The sequence below is a fragment of the Bradyrhizobium sp. 197 genome (genome assembly GCF_023073375.1).
Taxonomy (GTDB): domain Bacteria; phylum Pseudomonadota; class Alphaproteobacteria; order Rhizobiales; family Xanthobacteraceae; genus Bradyrhizobium.
This window is the reverse complement of the sequence record NZ_JADPJJ010000009.1, coordinates 149,428-170,533: the sequence shown is the minus strand read 5'-3', so window position 1 is coordinate 170,533 and position 21,106 is coordinate 149,428. Positions and strand designations below refer to the sequence as shown.

The window sequence follows — 21,106 nt, the reverse complement described above, 5'->3', positions numbered from 1 at the left end:
TCAATGACACTTGAAATAGTCAAAAGGTTCGCGGCAGGCCTTGCAGCGCCACAGCGCCTTGCAGGAGGTCGAGCCGAATTCGGACAGCAGCTCGGTATTCGCTGAGCCGCATTGCGGGCACGCAACGGCCTGCTCGCCGAACAGCGCGCGTCGTGAATTCGAGGCTTGCGGCGGCGCGATGCCGTAGGCGTGAAGCTTCCGGCGGCCCTCGTCGCTCATCCAGTCGGTGGTCCAGGCCGGCGACAGCACAGTGCGGACCTTTGGACCGCGGAAACCAGCCCGCTCCAGCGCGACCTCGATTTCCAGTGCGATCATGTTCATCGCCGGGCAACCCGAATAGGTCGGCGTGATCGCGACCTCGACATCGTCGCCATCTAGAACGACATCGCGGAGCACACCGAGATCAGCGATGGTCAGCACCGGAATTTCGGGATCGACCACGCTGGCCGCGGCGTCCCAGGCGCGTTTGCGCAGTTCGCTGTCGCGCTCCAGCACCGTCACCATGTCTGCCCCGGGAAAGTGCGCTGCATCGACTGCAGCTCGGACAGAAGATGGCCAAGATGCTCGCTATGTCGCCCGGAACGACCGCCCTGCTGCATCCAGTCGGTCTGCGGCAGCTCAAGCGTGGCTTCACTGACGACACCCGACAGCGTCGTCAGCCAACGACCGCGCAAGCTTCCGGGATCGATGGCGATATCGGCATGGATCAGGGCGCGTTCGCCTTCATCGACCGCAAACATCTCGCCGGTAAAAGCCCAGAGATGATCAATCGCGCCCTGCGCGCGGGCGTGGCTTTCATCCGTGCCGTCGCCGAGCCGGATAATCCACTCCGAGGCATGGCGCAGATGATAGGCGCTCTCCTTCTCCGACTTTGCGGCAATCGCGGCAAGCGTCGTGTCGCGCGAGGTCATCATCATCCGCCAGTAGAGATCGGCGAAAGCGGAATAGAAGAACTGCCGCACCAGGGTCTGGGCAAAGTTGCCATTGGGCTGCTCGACCAGCAGCAGATTGCGGTATTGCCTGACATCGCGCAGGTAGGCGAGTTTGTCCTCGTCGTTGTCCTTGCCTTCGGCCTTGGCGGCGTAGGTATAGAGCTCGCGCGCCTGGCCGAGGAGATCGAGCGCGATATTGGAGAGCGCCATGTCCTCTTCCAGCATCGGCGCATGTCCGCACCATTCCGAGAGGCGATGCCCGAGGATCAGCGCATCGTCGGCGCGGCGCAAGGCATAGAGCACCAGCGGTGTTTCCGAGACCTGGATGTTCGCGACGGGCATCACATGTGTCCCACTTCGTCGGGCACCTCGTAGAACGTCGGGTGGCGGTAGATCTTCGATTCCGCAGGCTCGAACATCATGCCCTTCTCGGCGGGATCGCTCGCGGTGATCGCGGTCGACGGCACGACCCAAATCGAAAGACCCTCGCCGCGACGGGTGTAGATATCGCGCGCGGCCTGCAAGGCCATGGTCGTGTCGCTCGCGTGCAGCGAGCCGACATGTTTGTGTGCGAGCCCGTTGCGGCTGCGAATGAAGACTTCCCACAGCGGCGTGTTCGGCGTGGCCATCCCGATCTCCCTATTCCGCGGCTTGTGCAGTCTGACGGCGCGCGCGCTTTGCGGCGTAGGCGGCTGCCGCCTCGCGCACCCAGGCGCCCTCGTCGTGCGCCTTGCGGCGTGCGGCGAGCCGATCGCGGTTGCAGGGGCCGTTGCCGGCGAGCACCTGCTTGAACTCGGTCCAGTCGATCTCGCTGTAGCGCCAGTGCCCGTCCGCATCCTGAATCATGCCAGGGTCGGGAATGGTGAGGCCGAGATATTGCGCCTGCGGCACGGTGGCATCGACGAATTTCTGGCGCAGCTCGTCATTGGAGAAGCGCTTGATCTTCCATTTCGTCGAGGTGTCGCTGTGCTGGCTCGTGGCATCGGGCGGGCCGAACATCATCAGCACCGGCCACCACCAGCGGTTCAGCGCTTCCTGCGCCATCGCCTTCTGCTCGTCCGAGCCGCGGCACAGCGTCAGCACGATCTCATAGCCCTGGCGCTGGTGGAACGACTCCTCCTTGCAGACGCGGATCATCGCGCGCGCGTAGGGGCCGTAGGAGCAGCGACACAGCGGGATCTGATTCATAATCGCGGCGCCGTCGACCAGCCAGCCGATGATGCCGATGTCGGCCCAGGTCAGCGTCGGATAGTTGAAGATCGAGGAATATTTTGCCTTGCCCGCGAGCATGGCGTCGACCAGCTCTTCACGCGAAGTGCCGAGCGTCTCGGCGGCGGCATAGAGATAGAGCCCGTGGCCGCACTCGTCCTGCACCTTGGCAAGCAGCGCGGCCTTGCGGCGCAATGACGGCGCGCGCGTGATCCAGTTGCCCTCGGGCAGCATGCCGACGATTTCGGAATGGGCGTGCTGGGAGATCTGGCGGGTGAGCGTCTTGCGATAGGCCGCCGGCATCCAGTCGTTCGCCTCGATGCGCTCCTCGGCATCGATGCGCGCCTGGAACTGCGCAGCCTTGGCCGCGTCCTCAAGACCGCGATCATCGGTCTCGGTCGTGTTCAGCGCCTGGGTATACATGCGCATCCTCCCGTTTTATTGGGAGGCAATATATATCAAGAATTATCGCATGCAAGATATTTCTGTAACATAAAGATCAAGCCTCAAACCTCCTTTCCAGGAGCTTTCGCGCCGGCGGCAACGGCCCCTTTTCATTGGTTCCATGACCATCAAGCCATTGTTCTGATGCAGCAAGCAGCGCGCGGTAGATCTCGCCGCATAGCGCGCGGGCAGCCTTGCCCGGCCAGTCTGCCGGAAGCAGACTTTCGGGCAGCAGCGGATCGCGCAGCACGACGCGGCGGTAATAGTGGATCAGGAGGATGCGCGCGGTAAACGCGTCGGCCTCGGACAGCTCCGTGCCGCGCGCGATCGAGGCGCGCAGCGGCTCGAACGTCTTCATGAACTTGAGATAGGCGTCCGCGGTGCGGTCCAGCGGCCAGCTCGCACTGAGCAGGCGCCGACCACTGTCATCCTCGGCCGAGACTTCAAGGCGGATCGCGCCGGCGGCTTCGTCCGGCACCGGCACGCCCGACGGCGCGACCCACACGCCCGGCAGCGGACTACCGAAGCCAGCATTGCGGAGCGCCTCGCGCGAGGCGTCGCGATCCCAGCCATTGCCGATCAGCAGCAGTTCGAAACGTCCGGTCCAATCGGACGGCGGCGGATCGTAGATGTGGCGCGTGGCGGCTTCGAAGATCTGGCGGCCTTTGTCGGCCAAGCGATAAAAACTGTTGCGGCCGACCTTTTCGCGCGTCAGCCAGCCGTCGGCGGCAAGCCGCGACATCGCGGTTCGCACCACGCCGCTGTCGATATCCAGACTTTCGAGGAATTCCAGCAGCGTGCCGAGCCATACCGAGCCGCCACGCGGCACGATGGCGTCACCGAACACGGTGATGACGATGGAGCCGGTGCGCGACGGCTCGCGCTTGAGCTGGTCGATGATGCGGGACAAAGGATACGCCATGCGCGAGGCATAGCGCGTTTGGTGCGGGCGCGACAATGGACGGGTGCGACGCACTCGCGGATGCTTTTCCCTCTCCCCGCATCCGCCTTCGCTAAAGCTTGGGCCGGACATGGGCGCGGAGAGGCGAAGAGACTACCGATGCGGATCGGGATAGACCAGGCTGCGCCAGCCGCTGCGGTCGAAGGGCCGCCAGTTGCCTTCCTTCTGCGCGAGGCGGTCGGCGACGGCATAGACCGCAGCCGGGTGATGGCCCATGCCGCAATGGCTGCTCTCGATCTCGATGCTCTCGGTCTGGGCGCCCGTCTTCTCCATGCAGCCCTGCCAGGCGCAGACACCGTCGGTGCGGCTGAAGATCGCGGTGGTCGGCACCGGCGGCGCAACTGCGAGATCGCCGCCGAACTGCGGATCGACCTCGTCAGACTTCCGCCCGCTCACCCATTCATAGACGCGCCAGGCATTGGTCGAACGGGGATCGCCGGCAAAGGGGCTGCCGAGCGTGATCACCTGGCGCACGCGGTCAGGCATCATCTTCGCGAGCTGGCGCGCATAGAGACCGCCGAGGCTCCAGCCGACCAGGCTGATCTTGCGGCCGTGCGTGTCACTGAGCTCCCGGACCAGATCCACCATCGCGTGCTGCACGCCCTCGCGCAGGCCGTAATTGCGGCCTTGGCGCCAACCGCTCACCGCATAGCCCTTGCCCGACAGAAACGTGCGGAGCGCGCGCGTGGACTCGTCGGAGGCCACGAGGCCGGGCAGCACCAGCACCGGATGCCCATCGCCGCGCGGGGCGAGGCTGAGCAGCGGAAGCGCGCCGAGGAATGCGCCGAACTCGTGGATCGCGCGCCCTTCCAGGAACATCAGGGTGCGGGACGGCGGACTCAGCGTCTGGGCGGTAGCGGTCATCAATGGTCCCCTGGGAAGAATTGCTGAAAAGGCTACCGGTTGAGTGCCGGCAAATGGGTATGGGATTCCAACACGCCGGCTTCTCGATCGTTCCGCAGCGCAACATGAATCAGCCAGGCAGCCGGTTCCCGACATTCAATCGGGCGAGACGCGGGGCCACAATAGGCCCGCGCGTTAATGCCAACGTTCGTGACGCAAAAGTCACAGCAATCGAAGCAGGGATTCCACAGAGTAAAGTGCAAGTCCCGCAAGCCCGCCGATCAGCGAGCCGTTGAAGCGGATGTATTGCAGGTCGCGGCCGATGTTGATTTCGATCAGCGAAATCAGCTGTGCCATGTCCCACGACTTGACCTGGTCGGAAATGAAGGTCGAAACCCCGCTCTTCTGGTCTGCGACGAAACTGCGCAGCACCGCCACCAGACCCTTGTTGATCTCAGCGCGCAGCTCGGCATCGCCGGCGAGCGCTTCGCCCGCCGCGACACACATTCCGGCGAGATGATGCTGCAACACCTGTGTTTCGCCGCTCGCGCTGCGTTCGATGAAAGAGCGCGTGTTGGCCCACACAGTGCGGGCCAGATCGGCAAGCTCGGGCCGCGCGAGCAGATCGCGCTTCAGGCCGGCGATGCGATCGACGTAGGCTTGGTCAGTGCCGAGCCGGTCGACGAAGGTCAGCACCATGCGATCGAACTCGCCGCGGAACGGGTGCTTGGGATCGGCGCGCACCTCATCGAAGAAGGCGGTAGCGGAAGCCACGATCTTGTTCACCAGAAATTTGTCGGCGCGATAAAGCCTGAGCAAGGTCGGCAATTCCGCGCGCACCTTCTCGCGGATCATCGCCATCGTGTCTTTCTGATTCAGCGTCTCGTGCATCACGCGCAGGAGATCGTCGAACAGTATCTGATGGCGTCCCTCCGCAACAAAGCCGCGCAACGTGCCGGCCGCGAGCGGCGCCAGGTCGATTGCCTGGAGCTGCGAGGACATGCGGCGGATGATGAATGTCATCAGACCGGAGCTCTCGGTCGCGGAGACGGCCTCCGGCAACAGGCGGAGCGCGAAGCGCGCGAGATCGTCGCTTCGCTTGCGGTCGCGGAGCCAGTCGGCGACAAAGGAGCCGAAATCGATCTCCTTCAGCTTGGCCTCGACGGGACCAACCTCGAGAAAATGCACCTCGATGAACTCGCCGAGCTTGTCGGCGATGCGGGCCTGGTTGCTCTGGATGATCGCGGTGTGCGGGATCGGCAGGCCGAGCGGCCGCCTGAACAGCGCCACCACTGCATACCAGTCCGCGAGCCCGCCGATGGTCGCGGCTTCCGCGAATGCAGCGATGAATCCGAACACGGGATGCACGGGGAGAAGCCATTTCGCGACGACGAACAGAGCGAGCGTCGACGCCAGCACCAGCGTCGCCAGTGCCTTGATGCGACGCAGCTCCGCCGCGCGTTCTTCGTCGCCGGGAGTATCAAAAGAAAAGGTAGCGAGTGAGGACATAACTGCATCACAGTACTCGTCATTGCGAGCGAAGCGAAGCAATCCAGAATCTTTCCACGGAAAGACTCTGGATTTGCTTCGTCGCTTCGCTCCTCGCAATGACGGCAGCGCAAAAAAACAAAGGCCCGCCGAAGCGGGCCTCAAATTCAGTTTCTCGTCTCAGGCAGATCAGGCGGTCTTGTTGTAGACCTTGGCAAAATTGTCCTGAGCGGACTTCGCACCGTTGGCCGCAAGCTTGCCGAGATAGTCGGTGGTCGCCTTGGCGCGCGAGACGAACACTTCGCCGCGCGAACGGAGCAGTCCCGACTGGATCTCGACGGCTTCGCTGAACGACTTGGCGGAGGCGAGCTTGTCGATACCGGCGAAGAATGCCTGGGCGTCGTCATAGATCGCCTGCTGGATATTGCGGCTGATCTTGCCGGCCTCGGTGACGGATTCGGTCACGGCGTTCTCGACGGCGGCGGTCACGCGCTCGGAGCCAGCGAAAACCTCGGCAGCACGGTCCTTGGCAGTGTTGGCAGACTTCTTGACGAACTCACGGGCGGCCTCGGGAACTTCCAGGTTCTGGATGTTCTTGAAAGCGTCCTTGAAGCCCTCGAAAGCGGTGTTGGTTTCAGTGGTCATTGGGGTCTCTCCATCCTCATTTGTTCTGAGCTATGGGCTCACCCCGTCCGCATTGGCCCGGGGCAAGGCTTATATGCCATAGTTAATGGTGCGATGCAACATTCATATTGCACTGCGATATCACGAAACCGTGAATAGCTTTGATAGGAGGCACTATGCGGCCTCCGTAGCCATCCGGTTCCCGGACAGCCGCCCCAAGGGCGCTCAATGCTGGACGGCGCCAGGCAGCCCATAGGCCTCCATCTGGGCCTGGACCTGCGCGATGTTATGACCGAGCACGACAATGTCGTGGGTCTTACCGTCGACGTCCCGGACATGGTCGCGCAACAGCGCCTCGGCCTTGAAGCCGAGGCTCTCGAACAGCGCGATGGCCGCCTGCTGGTCGACCGTCATCTGGACAGACAGCTTTTCGAGGCCGGCGCCGAGCGCGAGCGCAAAAGTCTCCTGCGACAGCGCCTTCCCCACCCCCTTCCCGCGGACGTCGGGCGAGACCACCATGCGGATTTCACCGACATGGGGCGACCAGGAATGCGGGTCGCGCACCAACGTGCCGCAGCCGACGACCGTGCCGCCCCTGACCGCCAGCAAGCTCGTGATCGCACCGCGCTCGATCTCCTTGACCCAGGCCGACAGCACCTTTGGCTCACTGATGTTACGCGGCAGGAAAAGGAGATCGTGAGACGGCAGGCCCTTGCCGAAGGCGAGCACCGCAGCCTCATCCGTCGGCGACATCAGGCGGATCTCGATATCACCGGCATCCGTGTTGACGCGACGCGGATAAGAACGTTGCTCACTCATGTCGATCTCTTCCCTAGCCAGGAATCCAGTTTCGGCCACAGCCGCTTCACCGCATTGGCGCCGGCGACGAGGGAGACATGACCGCCTTTCAGCATCACCTCTTCCTTGTCCTCGGATCCAATCTTGGCGATCAGGTGTTTTGCGGCCTCATACGGCACGATGTGGTCATGCTCGGCCACCGCATGCAGGAACGGCACCTTGATGTCCTCGAGCTTCGCAGCACGGCCGCCGACCGACATGGTGTCGTTGAACAGCTTGTTGTCCCACATCAGGTCCTTGGTGATGGTGCGGAAATATTCCCCCGCCAGCGGTAGCGTGTCGGTCGCCCAACGGTCGAACATCCGGTAGGACTTGACGAACTCGTCGTTCCAGATGTTCTCCCAGAGCTGGATCTGGCTCACCGTGCGCGAGGCCGGGCGCAGCATCTCGAACGACGACAGGATCATCTCCGGCGGCACGTTGCCGACGCTGTCGACCAGGCGGTCGACGTCGAAATAGCGCCGGTCGGAGAAGTTCGCGAACAGCTTCATCTCGCGGAAATCGATCGGCGTGGTGAAGCAGATCAGATTCTTCATCGGCCCATCCTGGAAGATCGAGCCATAGAGCAGCGACAGCACGCCACCGAAGCAATAGCCAATGACGGAGACGTCCTGCTCGCCGGAATCCTGCTGCACGCGACGGACGCAATCCGGGATGAAGTCGAGGACATAGTCCTCCATTCGCAGGCTCTTCTCCTCCGGCCGCGGCGCGCTCCAGTCGAGCATGTAAACGTCGTAGCCGCGCTTCAAGAGAAACTCGATGAAACTCTGGCCGGGCACGAGGTCGAGAATGTAACCGCGATTAGTGGTCGCCATCACGATCAAGATCGGAATTCGATAGATCTCGTCGGACATCGGCCGATAATGGTAGAGGCTCATCGTGCCGCGCGAATGCAGCACGTCCTTCGGCGTCGAGCCGAGCGTCGGACCGGAGGTCGAGAAATATTCCACACCCTTGATGCTGCGCTGGATCGCGCGCTGCACCTCGGACTGGATACGCTCCGTGATCGATGCGAAATCAAGTCCGGTGGGTGCATTCATGTCTGCTCTCCGCCCTCGGACGGCGGGCGCTTGGTGCGCGGCGGCCGCAACGCTGGATCGAAGCCCTGAGACGCGCCGGAACTTGCCGCCATCTGGCTCAGCATCGACTTGATCTCACCGATCTGTCCTTCGATGGACTGCAGCCGTTCCGCAAGACTCGTGACCTGCTCCCGGCTCGGCAGATTCATGGAGACCAGATATTTCTCCATGAGCTCACCGAGCTGCTTCTGAGCACCTGCAGCAACGCCGCCGGCCCGGTTCATAGCTTGCGAAAACTCGGGCGACGACATGGCCTGATTGGCGAAGGAGTTGAACCCCTTCTCCATCTCGCCCACCATCTTCTGCCACATGGCAACGGGGTCATTGGTCTTGTCGGTCATCGGCGTCCTCCTGAAATCGAGAGCTTCGACGCCCTTCCTTTTTTCGCCATACCACACCGTTGCGAGGTGCCGGTCAACCGGCAAGCAGCGGGTGCGGTGTCGCGCACGCGTCTTCATCGCGACGGGAAACCGTGCGATACAGCATTGATCAAAAGCCAGGGGAATGCACCCGTGAACGCCCAACAGCCGTCGCAGACCGTCCGCGCCAACGGCATCGACATTTGTTACGAGATTTTCGGCAACGATAATGCCGAGCCGCTGCTGCTGATCATGGGGTTAGGCGCCCAGATGATCCATTGGGACGATGCGTTCTGCGAGCAGCTCGCTGGGCATGGCTTTCGCGTGATCCGCTTCGACAATCGCGACATCGGCAAGTCGAGCCATCTCACTGGCGGCAAGCGCCTGACGCCGCTCGAGCTGTTGAAGCTCCGCTTCCTCAGGATTCCCGTTGCCGCCACCTACAGGCTGATCGACATGGCCAAGGACACGATCGGGCTGATGGATGCGCTCGGCATCAAGTCGGCGCATCTGGTCGGCGCCTCAATGGGTGGCATGATCGCGCAGGAGGTGACGCTGTCGTTTTCCGAGCGCGTGCGGTCGCTGACGTCGATCATGTCGACAACAGGTAATCCGCGCGTCCCACCACCGACGCGCGAGGCCGCCGCGATGCTGATGGCGCCGCCGCCGCGCAGCAAGGAGGAGTTCATCGTGCGCTACGGCCAGACCTGGAACGTGTTGCGGGCCGGGTCCTTTCCGGAGGAAGAGGCGCTCGATCCCGGTCGTGCCGAACGCGTGTTCGCGCGCGGGCTCAATCCGGCCGGCGTCGGCCGGCAGCTCCGCGCGGTGCTTGCCTCCGGCAGCCGCAAGGAGCGACTGCATGGCGTCAAGACGCCGACACTCGTCATCCATGGCACCGTCGATCCGTTGGTCCGCCCCGAGGGCGGCAAGGATACGGCAGAGTCAATTCCTGGCGCAAAGCTGTTGATGATCGAAGGCATGGGCCACGCGCTGCCGATGCGCTTCTGGCCGGAGATCATCGGCGCCATCGACAAGCATGCACATGGCGCGGCGACGCGGGCGGCATAGACCCGACGCATACGGTCTCCTCGCGGTGACCATGTGAGCTGCCGGTTAACGGAAGGCGGCACGAAAGCTATACCGGCCTCCTTCAGTCGCAAGAACGAGGCTGCGGCCTCTCGGAGTTCACATGCATCTCATCGTCCGGTCGGCCGCAATGATCGCTGCTTCAATTCTCACGCTCTCCCTCGCCGGCGGCGCCGCGATGGCGGGCAGCGCGCAAGACAAGCCAATCGCAAAAGTGTCCTTGCGTTCTACGAGAAGGGACTCAACCAAAAGGACGCCGATGCAGCTCTCGCCTATGTCGGCGACCGCTACGTCCAGCACAATCCAAACGCGGCCGATGGTCCGGACGGCTTCCGAAAGTTCATCGGCTTCCTGCGCGAGAAATTCCCCAACTCCCACAGCGACATCAAGCGCAGCTTCGTGGATGGCGACTACGTCATTCTGCACGTTCACGCGGTTCGCGAGCCCGGCACCAGGGGCAACGCGATCGTCGACATCTTCAAGCTGGAGAACGGCAAGATCGTCGAACACTGGGACGTCGTTCAGGCTATTCCCGAGACTCCCGCGAACAGCAACACGATGTTCTGACGGATCGAGCTCGTAGCTGCGCAGGCGGCCTAATTCTTCTTCGCGATCCAGATCACGTGGCGTGCGCCGCCGCCTCTGCCGGTGGCGCGGATGCTGACCTCGTTGACTTCGAAGCCGGCGCTGCCAAGCCGCTTGGTGAAGGCCGGGTTGGGTCCGGACGACCAGACGGCGAGCACACCTCCCGGTCGCAGCGCGGTCTTGGTCGCCTTCAATCCACCCGCATTGTAGAGCGCATTATTGCCCTTCCGGGTCAGCCCTTCCGGTCCGTTATCGACGTCGAGGAGAATGGCGTCGAAGGCCGACCGCTGTGCCCGGATGATTTCGCCGACGTCGGTTTCCCCGATGCTCACCCTGGGATCATCGAGACTGTCGCCGAACACCTCAGCCATCGGACCGCGTGCCCAGGTGACCACCGCCGGCACGAGCTCGGAGACCACGATCTTCGCCCTAGCTCCGAGCACGGTGAGCGCCGCGCGCAGCGTAAAACCCATCCCCAGTCCGCCGATAAGGACGACCGGCTTTGCCACCGTCTCGATCTGCTTCGCCGCAAGCGTCGCGAGCGCGGCTTCCGAGCCCGACAGGCGGTTGTTCATCAACTCGTTGGTGCCGAGCTTGATGGAGAACTCCTTGCCTCGCCGCATCAGGCGAAGCTCTTCATCGGAGCCGGGGATTTTGGCGGTATCGATCTTTTCCCAGGGAATCATGGGAGTGCTTTAGCACGATCGGACGAACAATCACCCACCCGCCCAGACGTCGAGCACATAGCGGTTCTTCGCGCCCATGTCGTCGATCCAGCGCGCAGCCGTGGCGGCATCGCTGCCGCTCTTCTCACGATGGATCGCGACCAGCGCCGCTTTCACGTCGGGCTCCATCTTGCCGCCGTCGCCGCAGACATAGACGGTCGCGCCCTGCTCGATCAGCGGCCAGACCTTGTCCTTCTGCGCGGCGAGGACGTGCTGGACATAGGTCTTTGGTCCATCCGCGCGCGAGAATGCCGTGAACAGCTCGGTGATGCCGCTTGCGGCCAGCGCCTTCAGCTCGTCCCCATAGAGAAAATCCTGATCGGGATGGCGGCAGCCGAAGAACAGCAGGGACGGGCCGAGGGCGCTGCCCTTCGCCTTGCGCGCGGCGCGCTCCTGGAGGAAGCCGCGGAACGGCGCAAGTCCCGTCCCTGGTCCGATCATGATGATCGGCACGGATGGATCATCCGGGAGCCGGAAGCCGGCCTTGGTCTCACGCACCGTTGCATAGATCGCATCGCCCGCGCGTCGATTGGTGAGATAGTTCGAGCAGATGCCCTTGTAGGTTCCGCGCCCCGACGCCGCCGGCCCTTCGACCACGCCGATCGTGACGCTGCAACGCGCCGGATCGACCGACGGCGAAGACGAGATCGAGTAATAGCGCGGCGCCAGCAGCGAGAGCATTTCCAGATAGACATGGAACGGCAATTCGCAAGCCGGATGTTCGAGCAGCAGGTCGAACACCGATTTTCGTCTTGCCAGAATCTCGCTGCGATAACGCTCGAGCGGCTCGGCCTCCTCGCCAACGAAGGCCAGCAGTTTTGGTTTCGTGACGGGGCAACGCGTGTGCTCCGCCATGATCTGGATCTGCTTCCGTGTCGCCACTTGCTGGAGCTCGACGAACTCGCTGAGCAGGCGGCCGACCGACACGGCATCGCCGACCGGCAATTGCGCGCGACGGCCTTCGGCGACTTGCAGCCTGATCTGGTCCGCCGGCAGGAAGCCGAAGCGACGGGCGACCGAATCCACCAGCGTCGGATCGTTGCGCGGGACCACACTCAGATGATCGCCGACGCGGTACGAAATGTTGGACGGCAGTTCCACCTCGATATGGCGCGTCGAGCGCTCCGAGGGATTGGTCCCGGTCTTGTTCTGAAGCTCGTCATTGACCAGCACCTTCATCGCCACCGCGCCGCCCTGGGCGACGATGGTGTTGACGGCGGTCACCGCGACCGGCTCGATCGCGTAGAGCGGATCGTCCTCCGCGGTGCGGGTGAAATTCCAGTCGACACCGAATTCCTTGGTCGCCACCTGGGCGGCCGCCGGGAACCATTTCTGAAACTGGCCGTCGAGATCGCTGCGCGCATCGCCTTCGCCGCGCGGGTAGACCGCGCGCGCGCCATGCGCCGACAATTGCTCGTCGATGAAGCGCGGCACCGATTGATAGGTCGCAGCCCAGTCGCTGTTGCCGCAGCCGAACACGGCGTAGCGCACATTGGCAAACGCATCCTTCGGCAGCTCATCGCCGAGCCATTTGACGAATTGCGCCGCATTGTCAGGCGGCGCGCCGTTATAGGAGGCGCAGATGATCAGCACGCCGCCCTCCTGCGGCAGCTTGCCGACATAGTCGTCGAGAGGCCCGAGATGCACGGCAAAGCCGTTGATCTCGGCAAGGTCGGCCATGCGCGTCGCGAGTTCCTCGGCGGTGCCGAGATTGGAGCCGTAGAGAACCAGCATCGGCGTGTTGTGACCGAGCCGCGCGGTCGGCTGACGCGGTGCCTTCGGTGCCGAAGCGGCCGCGGCGACAGTCCCACCATAAGCGCCGCGCTCGCGATCGGCGCGCGGACGGACCTTGATCTTGAAGCCTTCCGGCTTCATCGTCAGCGTTTCCTTCAGGTGCATCTGGTAGCGCTGGTGGTCGATCAGCTTGAAGCGCTGGAGGATCATGCCGAGCGCGAGCGCGGCCTCGTGCATGGCGAAGCCGCGGCCGATGCACGCCCGCTGGCCGTTGCCGAACGGCTTCCAGGCGTTGATCGGTCGCTTGGCTTCCGCGTCACGGCTGAAATTCTCTGGATCGAAGGCATCCGGGTTCGGACCCCAGACCGAGGGATCGCGATGCAGCGCGGTCACCAGGATGGTGGTGAACGTACCCTTCCGAAGCTTGTACTTGCCGCCGCCGATGGTCTCGTCGTTCAGCGGCGAGATGCCATAGGCCGGCGCCGGCGGCCACAGCCGCAGTGACTCCTTCAAAATCTGCGCGATGTAGGTGAGCTGCGTCACCTGCTGGTAAGTCGGCTTCGCGTTGGCGTCGGGGCCGAGGACGCGATCGACCTCGTCATAGGCCTTCTTGAGAATGTCCGGGTGTTTTAGCAGCGCATAGATCGTGCACGACAACAGGCCGCTGGTGGTCTCGTGGCCTGCGATCAGGAACGTGTTGATCTGGTAACGGATGTTGACGTCGTCGAGCTGCTCGCCGGTCGAGCGGTCGACGCCGGTCATCATCGCAGCCAACATGTCCTTCTTGTCGTCGATCGCATCCGCGTTCTTGCGCCGCTCGGCGATGATCTCGTCCACCATTTTGTTCATGAAGGCGACGTCTTCGCCCATGGTCTTGCGCCGCTTCTGCATCCATATCTGCTCGAACGGCAGGCCGCGCGTCATCATGATGGTTTCGAGCGAGCGCACCAGCGACTCGACGAAAGGATGGTAGTCGCCCCGGTAGAAAGAATTGAAGCGGTACTCGAAGCCGCACAGGCCGATCGTGTCCAATGTCAACGCCGTCATGTCGTGGACGACGTCGATCTCGTCGTCGGCGTTGAGCCGCTCCCATTTGCTGACGAGTTGCTCGGCGATGTCGACCATGCTCGGGTGATAGGACTGCATGGCGCGGTTGCCGAACGGCTGGATCAGGATGTTGTGCGCCTTGCTCCAGTTGGGCTCCCTGGTGTCGGCTGTGAAAAGGCCGTCACCACCGACCGCGCGCACGCGTCGCAACGCGCCGCGTACCGCCTTGTCGAACCGCTTCTCGTCAGACAGCTCGTCAACCAGATCGTGGCCGGAGACGACGACGATCGGCGAGCCCATCATGTCGAGCCAGAAGATCGGGCCTAATTCCTTGGCAAGCCGCGTCAGGTGCTGCACCGGAGCCGCCGAATCCAGCGACAGCATGTTGCCGACCACCGGCTTGGTCGGCGGCTGCGGGATCGGGTCCAGACGGTTCTTCGATGACATTAAAGGTGCTTCCCCTGCCTCGGTATTCAACGCCGTCGTTGCAAGCTAGCCGAACCGCCTTCTACGCCATTCGATCAATTTGGCGCTGACCTCTTCCGGCTTCTCCTGCTGCGTCCAATGGCCGCTGTCCCTCACCAGATATTTCTCGAGATCACCGATCAGCTTCTCCATGCCGTCCGCTGCCGACGGCGGCAGCACGGCATCGTTCTCCGCCATGATCATCAATGACGGCACATGCACGTGATGATCGAGCTCCTTCGACCGCTCCCAGTTGCGCGTAAAATTGCGATACCAATTGATGCCGCCGGTGAAGCCGGTTTTCGTGAAGGTATCGACGAAGATTTTCTTCTCGTCGGCCGACAGGATCGGCGTACGCGGATCGTGCTTTGCGTCATAGGCCGCGATCATCTGCGGGAACGCCAGATTGGTCTTTGACGAGGCGCCAACGCCCGCGATCGGCGTCTCAGCCGGTTTCGCTTCCGGCCGCGCCAAAGGCTTGCGCATGAAGGCGTCAAAGGTCTGCTCGACACGGCTGCCAAAGATCTTGTCCGGTTCGCGCGCAGGATCCTGGAACTGGACGATGTACATCTGGTCGCCGAAGCGCTGGCGGAACAGCGTGATCGGATCGATCGGCGCGCGGTCCCAATGCGGCGTGTTGACGCCGACCACACCGGCCACGCGCGATGGATGCCGCAGCGGCATCTGCCAGACGACGAAGCCGCCCCAGTCGTGGCCGACGAAGATCGCCTTATCGATGTTCAGATGATCGAGCAGCCCGACGAGATCGCCGGTCAAATGCTCCATGTCGTAGTCTTCGACAGGCTCGGGCCGGTCGCTCGCACCATAGCCGCGCTGGTCCGGCGCGATCACCCGGATGCCGGCCTCGCTCAGCGCCTTGATCTGGTGGCGCCAGGAGAAAGCAAGCTCGGGCCAGCCGTGGCACAGCACGATCGGCGGCTTGTCATCGGCCGGACCCGCCTCGTAATAGCCCATGCGGATTCCGTTCGTCTGCGCGAACTTGAGCGGGGGCATTTCAATCATCGACACATTCCTACTCCGCGGCGCCCTTGATGTCGGCCACCGGGGATGCATAGGCCGCTTCGAGTGCGGCAAACTCCTCCGGCAGCATGTCGCACATCACCTGCACATGCGGAATGATGTTGGCACCGACGATGAAGCCGAAATCGAGCTGGTCGCGATAGCTCTGCACAGTGATGTTGAGAGCCTGTCCATGGGTCGAGATTGACACCGGGAAGATGTGCAACAACTCGGCGCCCGCGGCGTAGAGCGTTTGCCGCGGCCCCGGTACGTTGGACACCGTGATGTTGGCGGCCGGCGGCAACACATCCGAGAGGTTCGAGCGGCTGTAGACCAGTGCCAGAATCTGCATCATCATCGGCGCGCCCAGCATCGAGATGTTGGATATCTGCGGCATCAGCGCCCGCAGCGGATGCGACATCTCCTTGGACTTGGTCGATTGCGCGATAATGGCTTCCAGCCGCGCCTTGGGATCCTCGATGTTGGTCGCGATCGAGCAGATCATGCCGAACACCTGGTTGTTGGCCTCGGTGTTGCCCTCTTCGCGCAAGGAGATCGGTACCGCCGCGGTCAGCGATTTCGCCGGCAGGGTGCCGTGCTCCTTCAGGTAGCGCCGGACCACACCGGACGCGAGCGCCAGCACCACGTCGTTGAGCTTGCCGCCGGCCTGCTTGGCCAGCGCCTTGGATCGCGACAGCGAGATCGAGACGCCGGCGAAGCTGCGCTCGGAGGAGATCGATTTGTTGAGCATGGTCGGCGGCGACACCATGCTGGCGAGACTCTCGCGCGACTTCGGATCGGAAATCTTGCCGAGCACCTCGGAGACGCTCTTGACCATGGTCGGGATGTTGCCGGCGAAGCGCACCGCGCTCTCGATCTGGTACATCGCATTGTCGAACAGGATCGAGCCGATGTCGCTCTTGCCGGTGCGCGGCAGTTGCAAATTCTTCGCGGCCGCCGATGCATCGAGCGGCTGGGTGATGAACTGCTGATAGGAATCGAGCAGGTTCGCGGCGATGTCGCGCGGCTCCGGTCCGGGCTTGGCTCCTGCAGTCGGCGGATCGACCTTCCGGGGGGTCGGCGAGATGTCGTAGATCATGTTGGTGAGCGCCGCACCGGCGCCGCCGTCAATGGCGGCATGGTGCATCTTGGAATAAAGCCCGACCTCGTTGTCCTTCATGCCCTCGAACACGTAGAACTCCCAGAGCGGGCGGGCGCGGTTCAAGAGCTTGGCGTGCATCCAGCCGACGATGCGCTCGAGCGTGGCGCGATCGCGCGGCTGCGGCAGGCTGGCCCGGAAGATGTGACGGTCGATGTCGAACTGATCGTCCTCGACCCAAGAAGGATGATCGATGTCGAGCGGCGCCTTCTCCAGCCGCGCCTTGAGGATCGGCGCGATGTGCAGGCGCGAGACGATCATTGCCTTGAAGTCTTCGAAGAAGTCGCCTTTGTAGTCGTCCGGCAGGCGAAAGATGGCCATGCTGCCGACATGCATCGGCATTTCCGGCGTTTCCAGATAAAGAAATGATGCGTCCAGCGACGACAGCTTCTTACCGTCAGCCATAATTCCCTCCCGAGTATTTAACGGGCGCCTTAGCGGCACTTCTCGTCAGGCCGATACTGCCTGTTCCGGCGGGGCATATGCAATGGCAAACGGCCCTGCCCGGTCAAATGGCGAGAACTCCCCCTCCGGTTGCGCAAGACGGTCCGCCACGACCCACAGCGCTGCGGGATTCACCCCGAGCCCGATATGGCTCGCCAGGTGCACCTCGATGTTCTCGGCGCGGTCGGAGGGACGTAGCAGGCAGGTCCGCCAGTTCACGATGCCGTCGGCGCGCGAATAGACGGAAGTTGCGGGCACCGGCAGATCGCCGGCGATCGCCTCGCGCAGCTCGGCGAAATCCTCCACTCGCTCGCCGGACATCATCTCGTAGAGCCGCGTCGCATTGGTCGCTCGTATGTCATTGGCAAAAGGGCTGCCGAGCGTGATGACATTGCGGACCATGTCGGGCGCCTGGAGCGCGAGATCGCGCGCATAGACGCCGCCGAGACTCCATCCGACCAGACTGACCTTGCGTCCGCTCGCAGCATGGATTTCAGCGAGACGGGCGCGCAGCAAATCCCGCATCCGTCCCAGCCCGCCGAGGTTGCGCCCCATCCGCCAGGCATGTGCCTCATAGCCGAGCGCACCGAGATAGCGCCGCATCGGCGCCATCGAGAGGTCGCTGGCGAGAAAGCCCGGCAGCGCCAGTACTGGATGGCCATCGCCTTTCGGCGCACGCATCAGAACCGGCGACAACAGCAGGCTGGCATTGAATTCGAATAACCCACGGGCTTCGGCGAGCAGCAGACCAAGGCCCGGCGGATGAAGCCGGCCGGAGGACTGCGGCCCGTCCGGGACGGGCGGCATTATTTCTTCTTGTCGCTGCTGCGCGTGCCGCCGAGACCGGCCATGGTGACGAACATGTCCTGAAACCGCTCAGCGATCTTGGGATCGAAGGTGAACCAGCTCTGGATCAGCGATTCCGGCGAAACCTTATCGATGTTGGACATCATCTGCTGCTGCAACTTGTCCATCACCGCGGCCTGCATCGGCATCACGTCGGGTAGTCCGAAGAACTGACGGGCTTCCAGGGGGGTGCAGTCGATTTCGATATTAACTTTCATATCCCCTCCAGATGAGATTCGAGCGGCTTCATATAGTATCGCCGCGACACGGTGTGCAACGCAAGCGACCTGAGGCACGCGGCTAGGCGCCGGCTTCCGCGTTCGATGGATATGGTCAATCAAAATCGGCCCCTCGTCCCCCGATTGTCGGTCAGCATTGCTGCACAGCGGTGCAACTTGGCGCGTTCCTTGCTGCAATGGCGCTTGCACGGGTCGAGAACTCTGGGCAACATGGATTGGGACGCCCGCCGAACAATCAAAAATCACGGCGCGGCAGAGTTGAGAGGGTCAAGAATGTCAGTCGGTCGAACTCTGTTTGCGGCGACGCTCGCCGGTATGCTTGCGTTGACGATGTCGCCAGCGTCGAGCCAGACGCTGCGCTATGCCAACCAGGGCGACCTGAAGTCGCTTGATCCCTACTCGCTGAACGAGTCCACCACCCACGCCCATCTCGGTCACGTCTATCAGGGCCTCACCGCGCGCGACAAGGACCTCAAGATCATTCCGGCGCTGGCGGAGAGCTGGGAAACTCCGGAGCCGACCCGGTGGCGCTTCCATTTGCGAAAGGGCGTAAAATTCCACAACGGCGACCCCTTCACCGCCGACGACGTGCTGTTCTCCGCCGATCGTGTCCGAAACAAAAACTCGAACATGCAGACCCGCCTGGCGCCTGACGTCAAGGTCGTCAAGGTCGACGACTACACGGTCGATTTCGTCCTGCCCTCGCCCAATCCCATCCTGCATTCGGCGTGGGACGTCTGGTACATCATGGACAAGAAGTGGGCTGAGGAGAACAAGGCCGTCGAGCCGACCCCGGTGTCCGCGACCTCGCCGAGCTACGCCTCGCTGCACGAGAACGGTACCGGTCCCTTCATCATCGAGAGCCATCAGCCCGGCGTGAAGACCGTGTTCAAGGCCAACCCCAATTACTGGGGCAAGATGGAAGGCAACCTGAAGGAGATCATCTTCACCCCGATCGCCTCCGACGCCACCCGAGTCGCTGCGCTGCTTTCGGGCGAGGTCGACGTCATCGAGCCGGTGCCGATCCAAGACATTGCCCGCGTCGATGCGAGCCCGAATGCCCAGGTGCTGAAGGCGCCGGAGCTTCGCACCATTTTCATCGGATTCGACACGGTTCGTGACGAGCTGCTCTACTCCAACATCAAGGGCAAGAACCCGTTCAAGGACGTCAAGGTCCGGGAGGCGTTCTACAAGGCGATCGATATCGAGCTGATCAAGACGCGCGTGATGCGGGGACTGTCGACACCGTCGGCACTGATGATCGCGCCCGAACTGTTCGCACTGTCCAAGGAGTTCACGCGGCCAAAATTCGATCCTGACGGCGCCAAGAAACTCCTGACCGAGGCCGGCTACCCCGACGGCTTCGAGGTCACGATGGATTGTCCGAACGACCGCTACGTCAACGATGCCGCGATCTGCCAGGCCGTCGTCGGCATGCTTGCCCGCATCGGCGTCAAGATCAATCTGCTGGCACAGCCCAAGGCGCAGTACTTCGCCAAGGTGCTGAAGCAAGGTGGTTACCAGACCTCGTTCTTCATGCTGGGCTGGACGCCGAGCACGATGGATTCCCACAATGTGCTGAACGACATCATGGGATGCCGCGACGATGCGAAATCCTCGCGGGGCGAAGCCAATCTTGGTGGCTATTGCAACAAGGAATTCGACGCCATCACCGACAAGGTGCTGGTCGAAACCGACACCGCCAAACGCAATCAGCTGATCAAGCAGGCGTATGAGATCAGCATCAAGGACTGGGCCTATATTCCGCTGCACCAGCAGGCGCTGGCCTGGGGCGTATCGAAAAAGGTCAACCTGCCGCAGCGCGCCGACAATCTGGTCATGTTCCACTGGGCGACCAAGAAGGAATAGCGTCAGTTGAACACGAGGTCCCGGCAGCGTCAGGCTTCCGGGACCTTTCCTTTTCCGGCCGACAAAGACGTCGGCCAGACGCACACTCAAGGAAAGTGGAAGGCATGCTCGCTTTCACTCTTCGCCGCGCCGTTCAGGCGATCGGCGTCATGTTCGCCGTCGGCATCATCGCGTTCTCGATGTTCCGCTTCGCCGGCGACCCCATCAACCAGATCGTCTCGCTCGATACGCCGGCGGCCGAACGCGCAGCCGTGCGCAAGTCGCTGGGCCTCGATGATCCCGTGCCGGTGCAGTTCGTGCGCTATTTCGCCGATGCCGCGCAATTCAAGTTCGGCGTCTCCTATCAGTTCCGCCAGCCGGTCTCGACGCTATTGATGGAGCGTATGCCCGCAACGCTGGAACTTGCGATCTGCGCCACCGTATTTGCAATGGTGTCCGGCATCCTGATGGGCGTCTATTCGGCGCTCAAGCGCGACACCGTGCTCGCCAAATTATTCCAGGCGGTTTCGTTGATCGGCATCTCGCTGCCGACGTTCCTGATCGGCATCCTTCTGATCTATCTGTTCGCGGTGACATTGGGCTGGTTGCCCTCGTTCGGCCGCGGCGAGGTCGTCAAGCTCGGCTGGTGGACCACGGGCCTGCTCACATTGTCGGGCCTGAAGGCGCTGATCATGCCCTCGATCACGCTCGGCCTGTTCCAGATGACCCTGATCATGCGGCTGGTGCGCGCGGAGATGCTCGAAGTGCTTCGGACCGATTATATTCGTTTTGCCCGCGCCCGCGGGCTGACAACCCGTGCCATTCATTTCGGCCACGCGCTGAAGAACACTCTGATTCCCGTGATCACGGTAGCCGGACTGCAGTTTGGCTCGGTTATTGCATTTTCGATCATCACCGAAACCGTGTTCCAATGGCCCGGCATGGGACTTCTGTTCGTGCAGGCTGTGCAAAACGTCGATATCCCGATTATGGCCGCCTACCTGCTGATGGTCTCGCTGATCTTCGTCACCATCAATCTGGTGGTCGACATCCTCTACACGGTCGTCGATCCGCGCCTGCGCGCGACCGTCGGCCGTGCCACATAAGGCAG

Annotated in this window: 20 protein-coding genes and 1 pseudogene; 4 read left to right on the top strand and 17 right to left on the bottom strand. The window is 62.7% G+C overall.

From position 1 onward, the window contains the following. The 11 genes from paaD to IVB27_RS03440 all read right to left on the bottom strand — a co-directional run bounded on the left by paaD (position 1) and on the right by IVB27_RS03440 (position 8,779). Positions 1 to 504 carry a 1,2-phenylacetyl-CoA epoxidase subunit PaaD gene (gene paaD / locus IVB27_RS03490; RefSeq protein WP_247441426.1) on the bottom strand — a complete coding sequence of 168 codons (504 nt, stop codon included), beginning with the start codon at positions 502 to 504 and terminating at the stop codon, positions 1 to 3. Further along, on the bottom strand, positions 498 to 1,274 hold the full coding sequence (gene paaC / locus IVB27_RS03485) for a 1,2-phenylacetyl-CoA epoxidase subunit PaaC (RefSeq protein WP_247441424.1): 777 nt from the start codon (positions 1,272 to 1,274) through the stop codon (positions 498 to 500). The genes paaD and paaC overlap by 7 nt, the downstream gene beginning before the upstream one ends. Then, complete coding sequence (gene paaB, locus IVB27_RS03480) at positions 1,274 to 1,561, bottom strand: 1,2-phenylacetyl-CoA epoxidase subunit PaaB (protein WP_247349725.1); 288 nt, start codon at positions 1,559 to 1,561, stop codon at positions 1,274 to 1,276. The genes paaC and paaB overlap by 1 nt, the downstream gene beginning before the upstream one ends. A 10-nt stretch (positions 1,562 to 1,571) precedes the next feature. Beyond that, on the bottom strand, positions 1,572 to 2,564 hold the full coding sequence (gene paaA / locus IVB27_RS03475) for a 1,2-phenylacetyl-CoA epoxidase subunit PaaA (protein ID WP_247441422.1): 993 nt from the start codon (positions 2,562 to 2,564) through the stop codon (positions 1,572 to 1,574). 76 nt (positions 2,565 to 2,640) lie between these two features. Beyond that, a complete protein-coding gene (paaX, locus tag IVB27_RS03470) occupies positions 2,641 to 3,507 on the bottom strand; it encodes a phenylacetic acid degradation operon negative regulatory protein PaaX (RefSeq protein ID WP_247441420.1) in 867 nt (288 codons plus the stop codon). A 132-nt stretch (positions 3,508 to 3,639) separates the two neighbouring features. After that, complete coding sequence (locus IVB27_RS03465) at positions 3,640 to 4,410, bottom strand: esterase/lipase family protein (RefSeq protein WP_247441418.1); 771 nt, start codon at positions 4,408 to 4,410, stop codon at positions 3,640 to 3,642. A gap of 201 nt (positions 4,411 to 4,611) precedes the next feature. Beyond that, positions 4,612 to 5,898 carry a DUF445 domain-containing protein gene (locus IVB27_RS03460; RefSeq protein WP_247441417.1) on the bottom strand — a complete coding sequence of 429 codons (1,287 nt, stop codon included), beginning with the start codon at positions 5,896 to 5,898 and terminating at the stop codon, positions 4,612 to 4,614. Positions 5,899 to 6,066: 168 nt separating this feature from the next. Continuing rightward, positions 6,067 to 6,522 carry a phasin gene (locus tag IVB27_RS03455; protein ID WP_247349717.1) on the bottom strand — a complete coding sequence of 152 codons (456 nt, stop codon included), beginning with the start codon at positions 6,520 to 6,522 and terminating at the stop codon, positions 6,067 to 6,069. A gap of 204 nt (positions 6,523 to 6,726) precedes the next feature. Next, a complete protein-coding gene (locus IVB27_RS03450) occupies positions 6,727 to 7,320 on the bottom strand; it encodes a GNAT family N-acetyltransferase (RefSeq protein ID WP_247349716.1) in 594 nt (197 codons plus the stop codon). Then, complete coding sequence (locus tag IVB27_RS03445) at positions 7,317 to 8,399, bottom strand: alpha/beta fold hydrolase (RefSeq protein WP_247441415.1); 1,083 nt, start codon at positions 8,397 to 8,399, stop codon at positions 7,317 to 7,319. The genes IVB27_RS03450 and IVB27_RS03445 overlap by 4 nt, the downstream gene beginning before the upstream one ends. Next, on the bottom strand, positions 8,396 to 8,779 hold the full coding sequence (locus IVB27_RS03440) for a metal-sensitive transcriptional regulator (RefSeq protein WP_247349714.1): 384 nt from the start codon (positions 8,777 to 8,779) through the stop codon (positions 8,396 to 8,398). Before IVB27_RS03440 ends, IVB27_RS03445 begins: the two co-directional genes overlap by 4 nt. Positions 8,780 to 8,950: 171 nt before the next feature. On the opposite strand from IVB27_RS03440, the gene IVB27_RS03435 reads away from it, so the two are divergent. Further along, positions 8,951 to 9,865, top strand: coding sequence for an alpha/beta fold hydrolase (locus IVB27_RS03435; protein ID WP_247441413.1), 915 nt, complete (start codon positions 8,951 to 8,953; stop codon positions 9,863 to 9,865). A gap of 121 nt (positions 9,866 to 9,986) precedes the next feature. Further along, positions 9,987 to 10,450, top strand: a pseudogene (locus IVB27_RS03430) (nuclear transport factor 2 family protein). A gap of 29 nt (positions 10,451 to 10,479) precedes the next feature. On the opposite strand, the gene IVB27_RS03425 reads toward IVB27_RS03430, so the two are convergent. Genes IVB27_RS03425 through IVB27_RS03400 form a run of 6 tightly spaced genes read right to left on the bottom strand, consistent with a single transcriptional unit; the run spans position 10,480 to position 18,126 of the window. Beyond that, on the bottom strand, positions 10,480 to 11,154 hold the full coding sequence (locus IVB27_RS03425) for a spermine/spermidine synthase domain-containing protein (RefSeq protein ID WP_247441410.1): 675 nt from the start codon (positions 11,152 to 11,154) through the stop codon (positions 10,480 to 10,482). 30 nt (positions 11,155 to 11,184) lie between these two features. Further along, complete coding sequence (locus IVB27_RS03420; protein WP_247441408.1) at positions 11,185 to 14,421, bottom strand: bifunctional cytochrome P450/NADPH--P450 reductase; 3,237 nt, start codon at positions 14,419 to 14,421, stop codon at positions 11,185 to 11,187. A gap of 45 nt (positions 14,422 to 14,466) precedes the next feature. After that, positions 14,467 to 15,462, bottom strand: coding sequence for an alpha/beta fold hydrolase (locus IVB27_RS03415; protein WP_247441406.1), 996 nt, complete (start codon positions 15,460 to 15,462; stop codon positions 14,467 to 14,469). A 10-nt stretch (positions 15,463 to 15,472) separates the two neighbouring features. Continuing rightward, the gene (locus tag IVB27_RS03410) at positions 15,473 to 17,023 is read right to left on the bottom strand and encodes a WS/DGAT/MGAT family O-acyltransferase (protein ID WP_247441404.1); all 1,551 of its coding nucleotides are present in this window, start codon (positions 17,021 to 17,023) and stop codon (positions 15,473 to 15,475) included. A gap of 45 nt (positions 17,024 to 17,068) precedes the next feature. Further along, the gene (locus IVB27_RS03405; RefSeq protein WP_247441403.1) at positions 17,069 to 17,869 is read right to left on the bottom strand and encodes a lipase family alpha/beta hydrolase; all 801 of its coding nucleotides are present in this window, start codon (positions 17,867 to 17,869) and stop codon (positions 17,069 to 17,071) included. Further along, positions 17,869 to 18,126 (bottom strand): DUF6489 family protein, encoded by a 258-nt coding sequence (locus tag IVB27_RS03400; RefSeq protein WP_247441401.1) that lies wholly within the window; start codon positions 18,124 to 18,126, stop codon positions 17,869 to 17,871. Before IVB27_RS03400 ends, IVB27_RS03405 begins: the two co-directional genes overlap by 1 nt. 294 nt (positions 18,127 to 18,420) lie before the next feature. Between IVB27_RS03400 and IVB27_RS03395 the strand changes: the two genes are divergently transcribed. Together IVB27_RS03395 and IVB27_RS03390 are read left to right on the top strand one after the other, a co-directional pair. Next, on the top strand, positions 18,421 to 20,016 hold the full coding sequence (locus IVB27_RS03395) for an ABC transporter substrate-binding protein (RefSeq protein WP_247441400.1): 1,596 nt from the start codon (positions 18,421 to 18,423) through the stop codon (positions 20,014 to 20,016). A gap of 104 nt (positions 20,017 to 20,120) precedes the next feature. Then, on the top strand, positions 20,121 to 21,101 hold the full coding sequence (locus IVB27_RS03390) for an ABC transporter permease (RefSeq protein WP_247441398.1): 981 nt from the start codon (positions 20,121 to 20,123) through the stop codon (positions 21,099 to 21,101). Positions 21,102 to 21,106 lie beyond the last annotated feature (5 nt).

Bases quoted from the DNA above. Each gene is read 5' to 3' on its own strand.
- paaD (WP_247441426.1), bottom strand. From the start codon at position 504: ATGGTGACGGTGCTGGAGCGCGACAGCGAACTGCGCAAACGCGCCTGG.
- paaC (WP_247441424.1), bottom strand. From the start codon at position 1,274: ATGCCCGTCGCGAACATCCAGGTCTCGGAAACACCGCTGGTGCTCTAT.
- paaB (WP_247349725.1), bottom strand. From the start codon at position 1,561: ATGGCCACGCCGAACACGCCGCTGTGGGAAGTCTTCATTCGCAGCCGC.
- paaA (WP_247441422.1), bottom strand. From the start codon at position 2,564: ATGTATACCCAGGCGCTGAACACGACCGAGACCGATGATCGCGGTCTT.
- paaX (WP_247441420.1), bottom strand. From the start codon at position 3,507: ATGGCGTATCCTTTGTCCCGCATCATCGACCAGCTCAAGCGCGAGCCG.
- IVB27_RS03465 (WP_247441418.1), bottom strand. From the start codon at position 4,410: ATGACCGCTACCGCCCAGACGCTGAGTCCGCCGTCCCGCACCCTGATG.
- IVB27_RS03460 (WP_247441417.1), bottom strand. From the start codon at position 5,898: ATGTCCTCACTCGCTACCTTTTCTTTTGATACTCCCGGCGACGAAGAA.
- IVB27_RS03455 (WP_247349717.1), bottom strand. From the start codon at position 6,522: ATGACCACTGAAACCAACACCGCTTTCGAGGGCTTCAAGGACGCTTTC.
- IVB27_RS03450 (WP_247349716.1), bottom strand. From the start codon at position 7,320: ATGAGTGAGCAACGTTCTTATCCGCGTCGCGTCAACACGGATGCCGGT.
- IVB27_RS03445 (WP_247441415.1), bottom strand. From the start codon at position 8,399: ATGAATGCACCCACCGGACTTGATTTCGCATCGATCACGGAGCGTATC.
- IVB27_RS03440 (WP_247349714.1), bottom strand. From the start codon at position 8,779: ATGACCGACAAGACCAATGACCCCGTTGCCATGTGGCAGAAGATGGTG.
- IVB27_RS03425 (WP_247441410.1), bottom strand. From the start codon at position 11,154: ATGATTCCCTGGGAAAAGATCGATACCGCCAAAATCCCCGGCTCCGAT.
- IVB27_RS03420 (WP_247441408.1), bottom strand. From the start codon at position 14,421: ATGTCATCGAAGAACCGTCTGGACCCGATCCCGCAGCCGCCGACCAAG.
- IVB27_RS03415 (WP_247441406.1), bottom strand. From the start codon at position 15,462: ATGATTGAAATGCCCCCGCTCAAGTTCGCGCAGACGAACGGAATCCGC.
- IVB27_RS03410 (WP_247441404.1), bottom strand. From the start codon at position 17,023: ATGGCTGACGGTAAGAAGCTGTCGTCGCTGGACGCATCATTTCTTTAT.
- IVB27_RS03405 (WP_247441403.1), bottom strand. From the start codon at position 17,869: ATGCCGCCCGTCCCGGACGGGCCGCAGTCCTCCGGCCGGCTTCATCCG.
- IVB27_RS03400 (WP_247441401.1), bottom strand. From the start codon at position 18,126: ATGAAAGTTAATATCGAAATCGACTGCACCCCCCTGGAAGCCCGTCAG.
- IVB27_RS03395 (WP_247441400.1), top strand. From the start codon at position 18,421: ATGTCAGTCGGTCGAACTCTGTTTGCGGCGACGCTCGCCGGTATGCTT.
- IVB27_RS03390 (WP_247441398.1), top strand. From the start codon at position 20,121: ATGCTCGCTTTCACTCTTCGCCGCGCCGTTCAGGCGATCGGCGTCATG.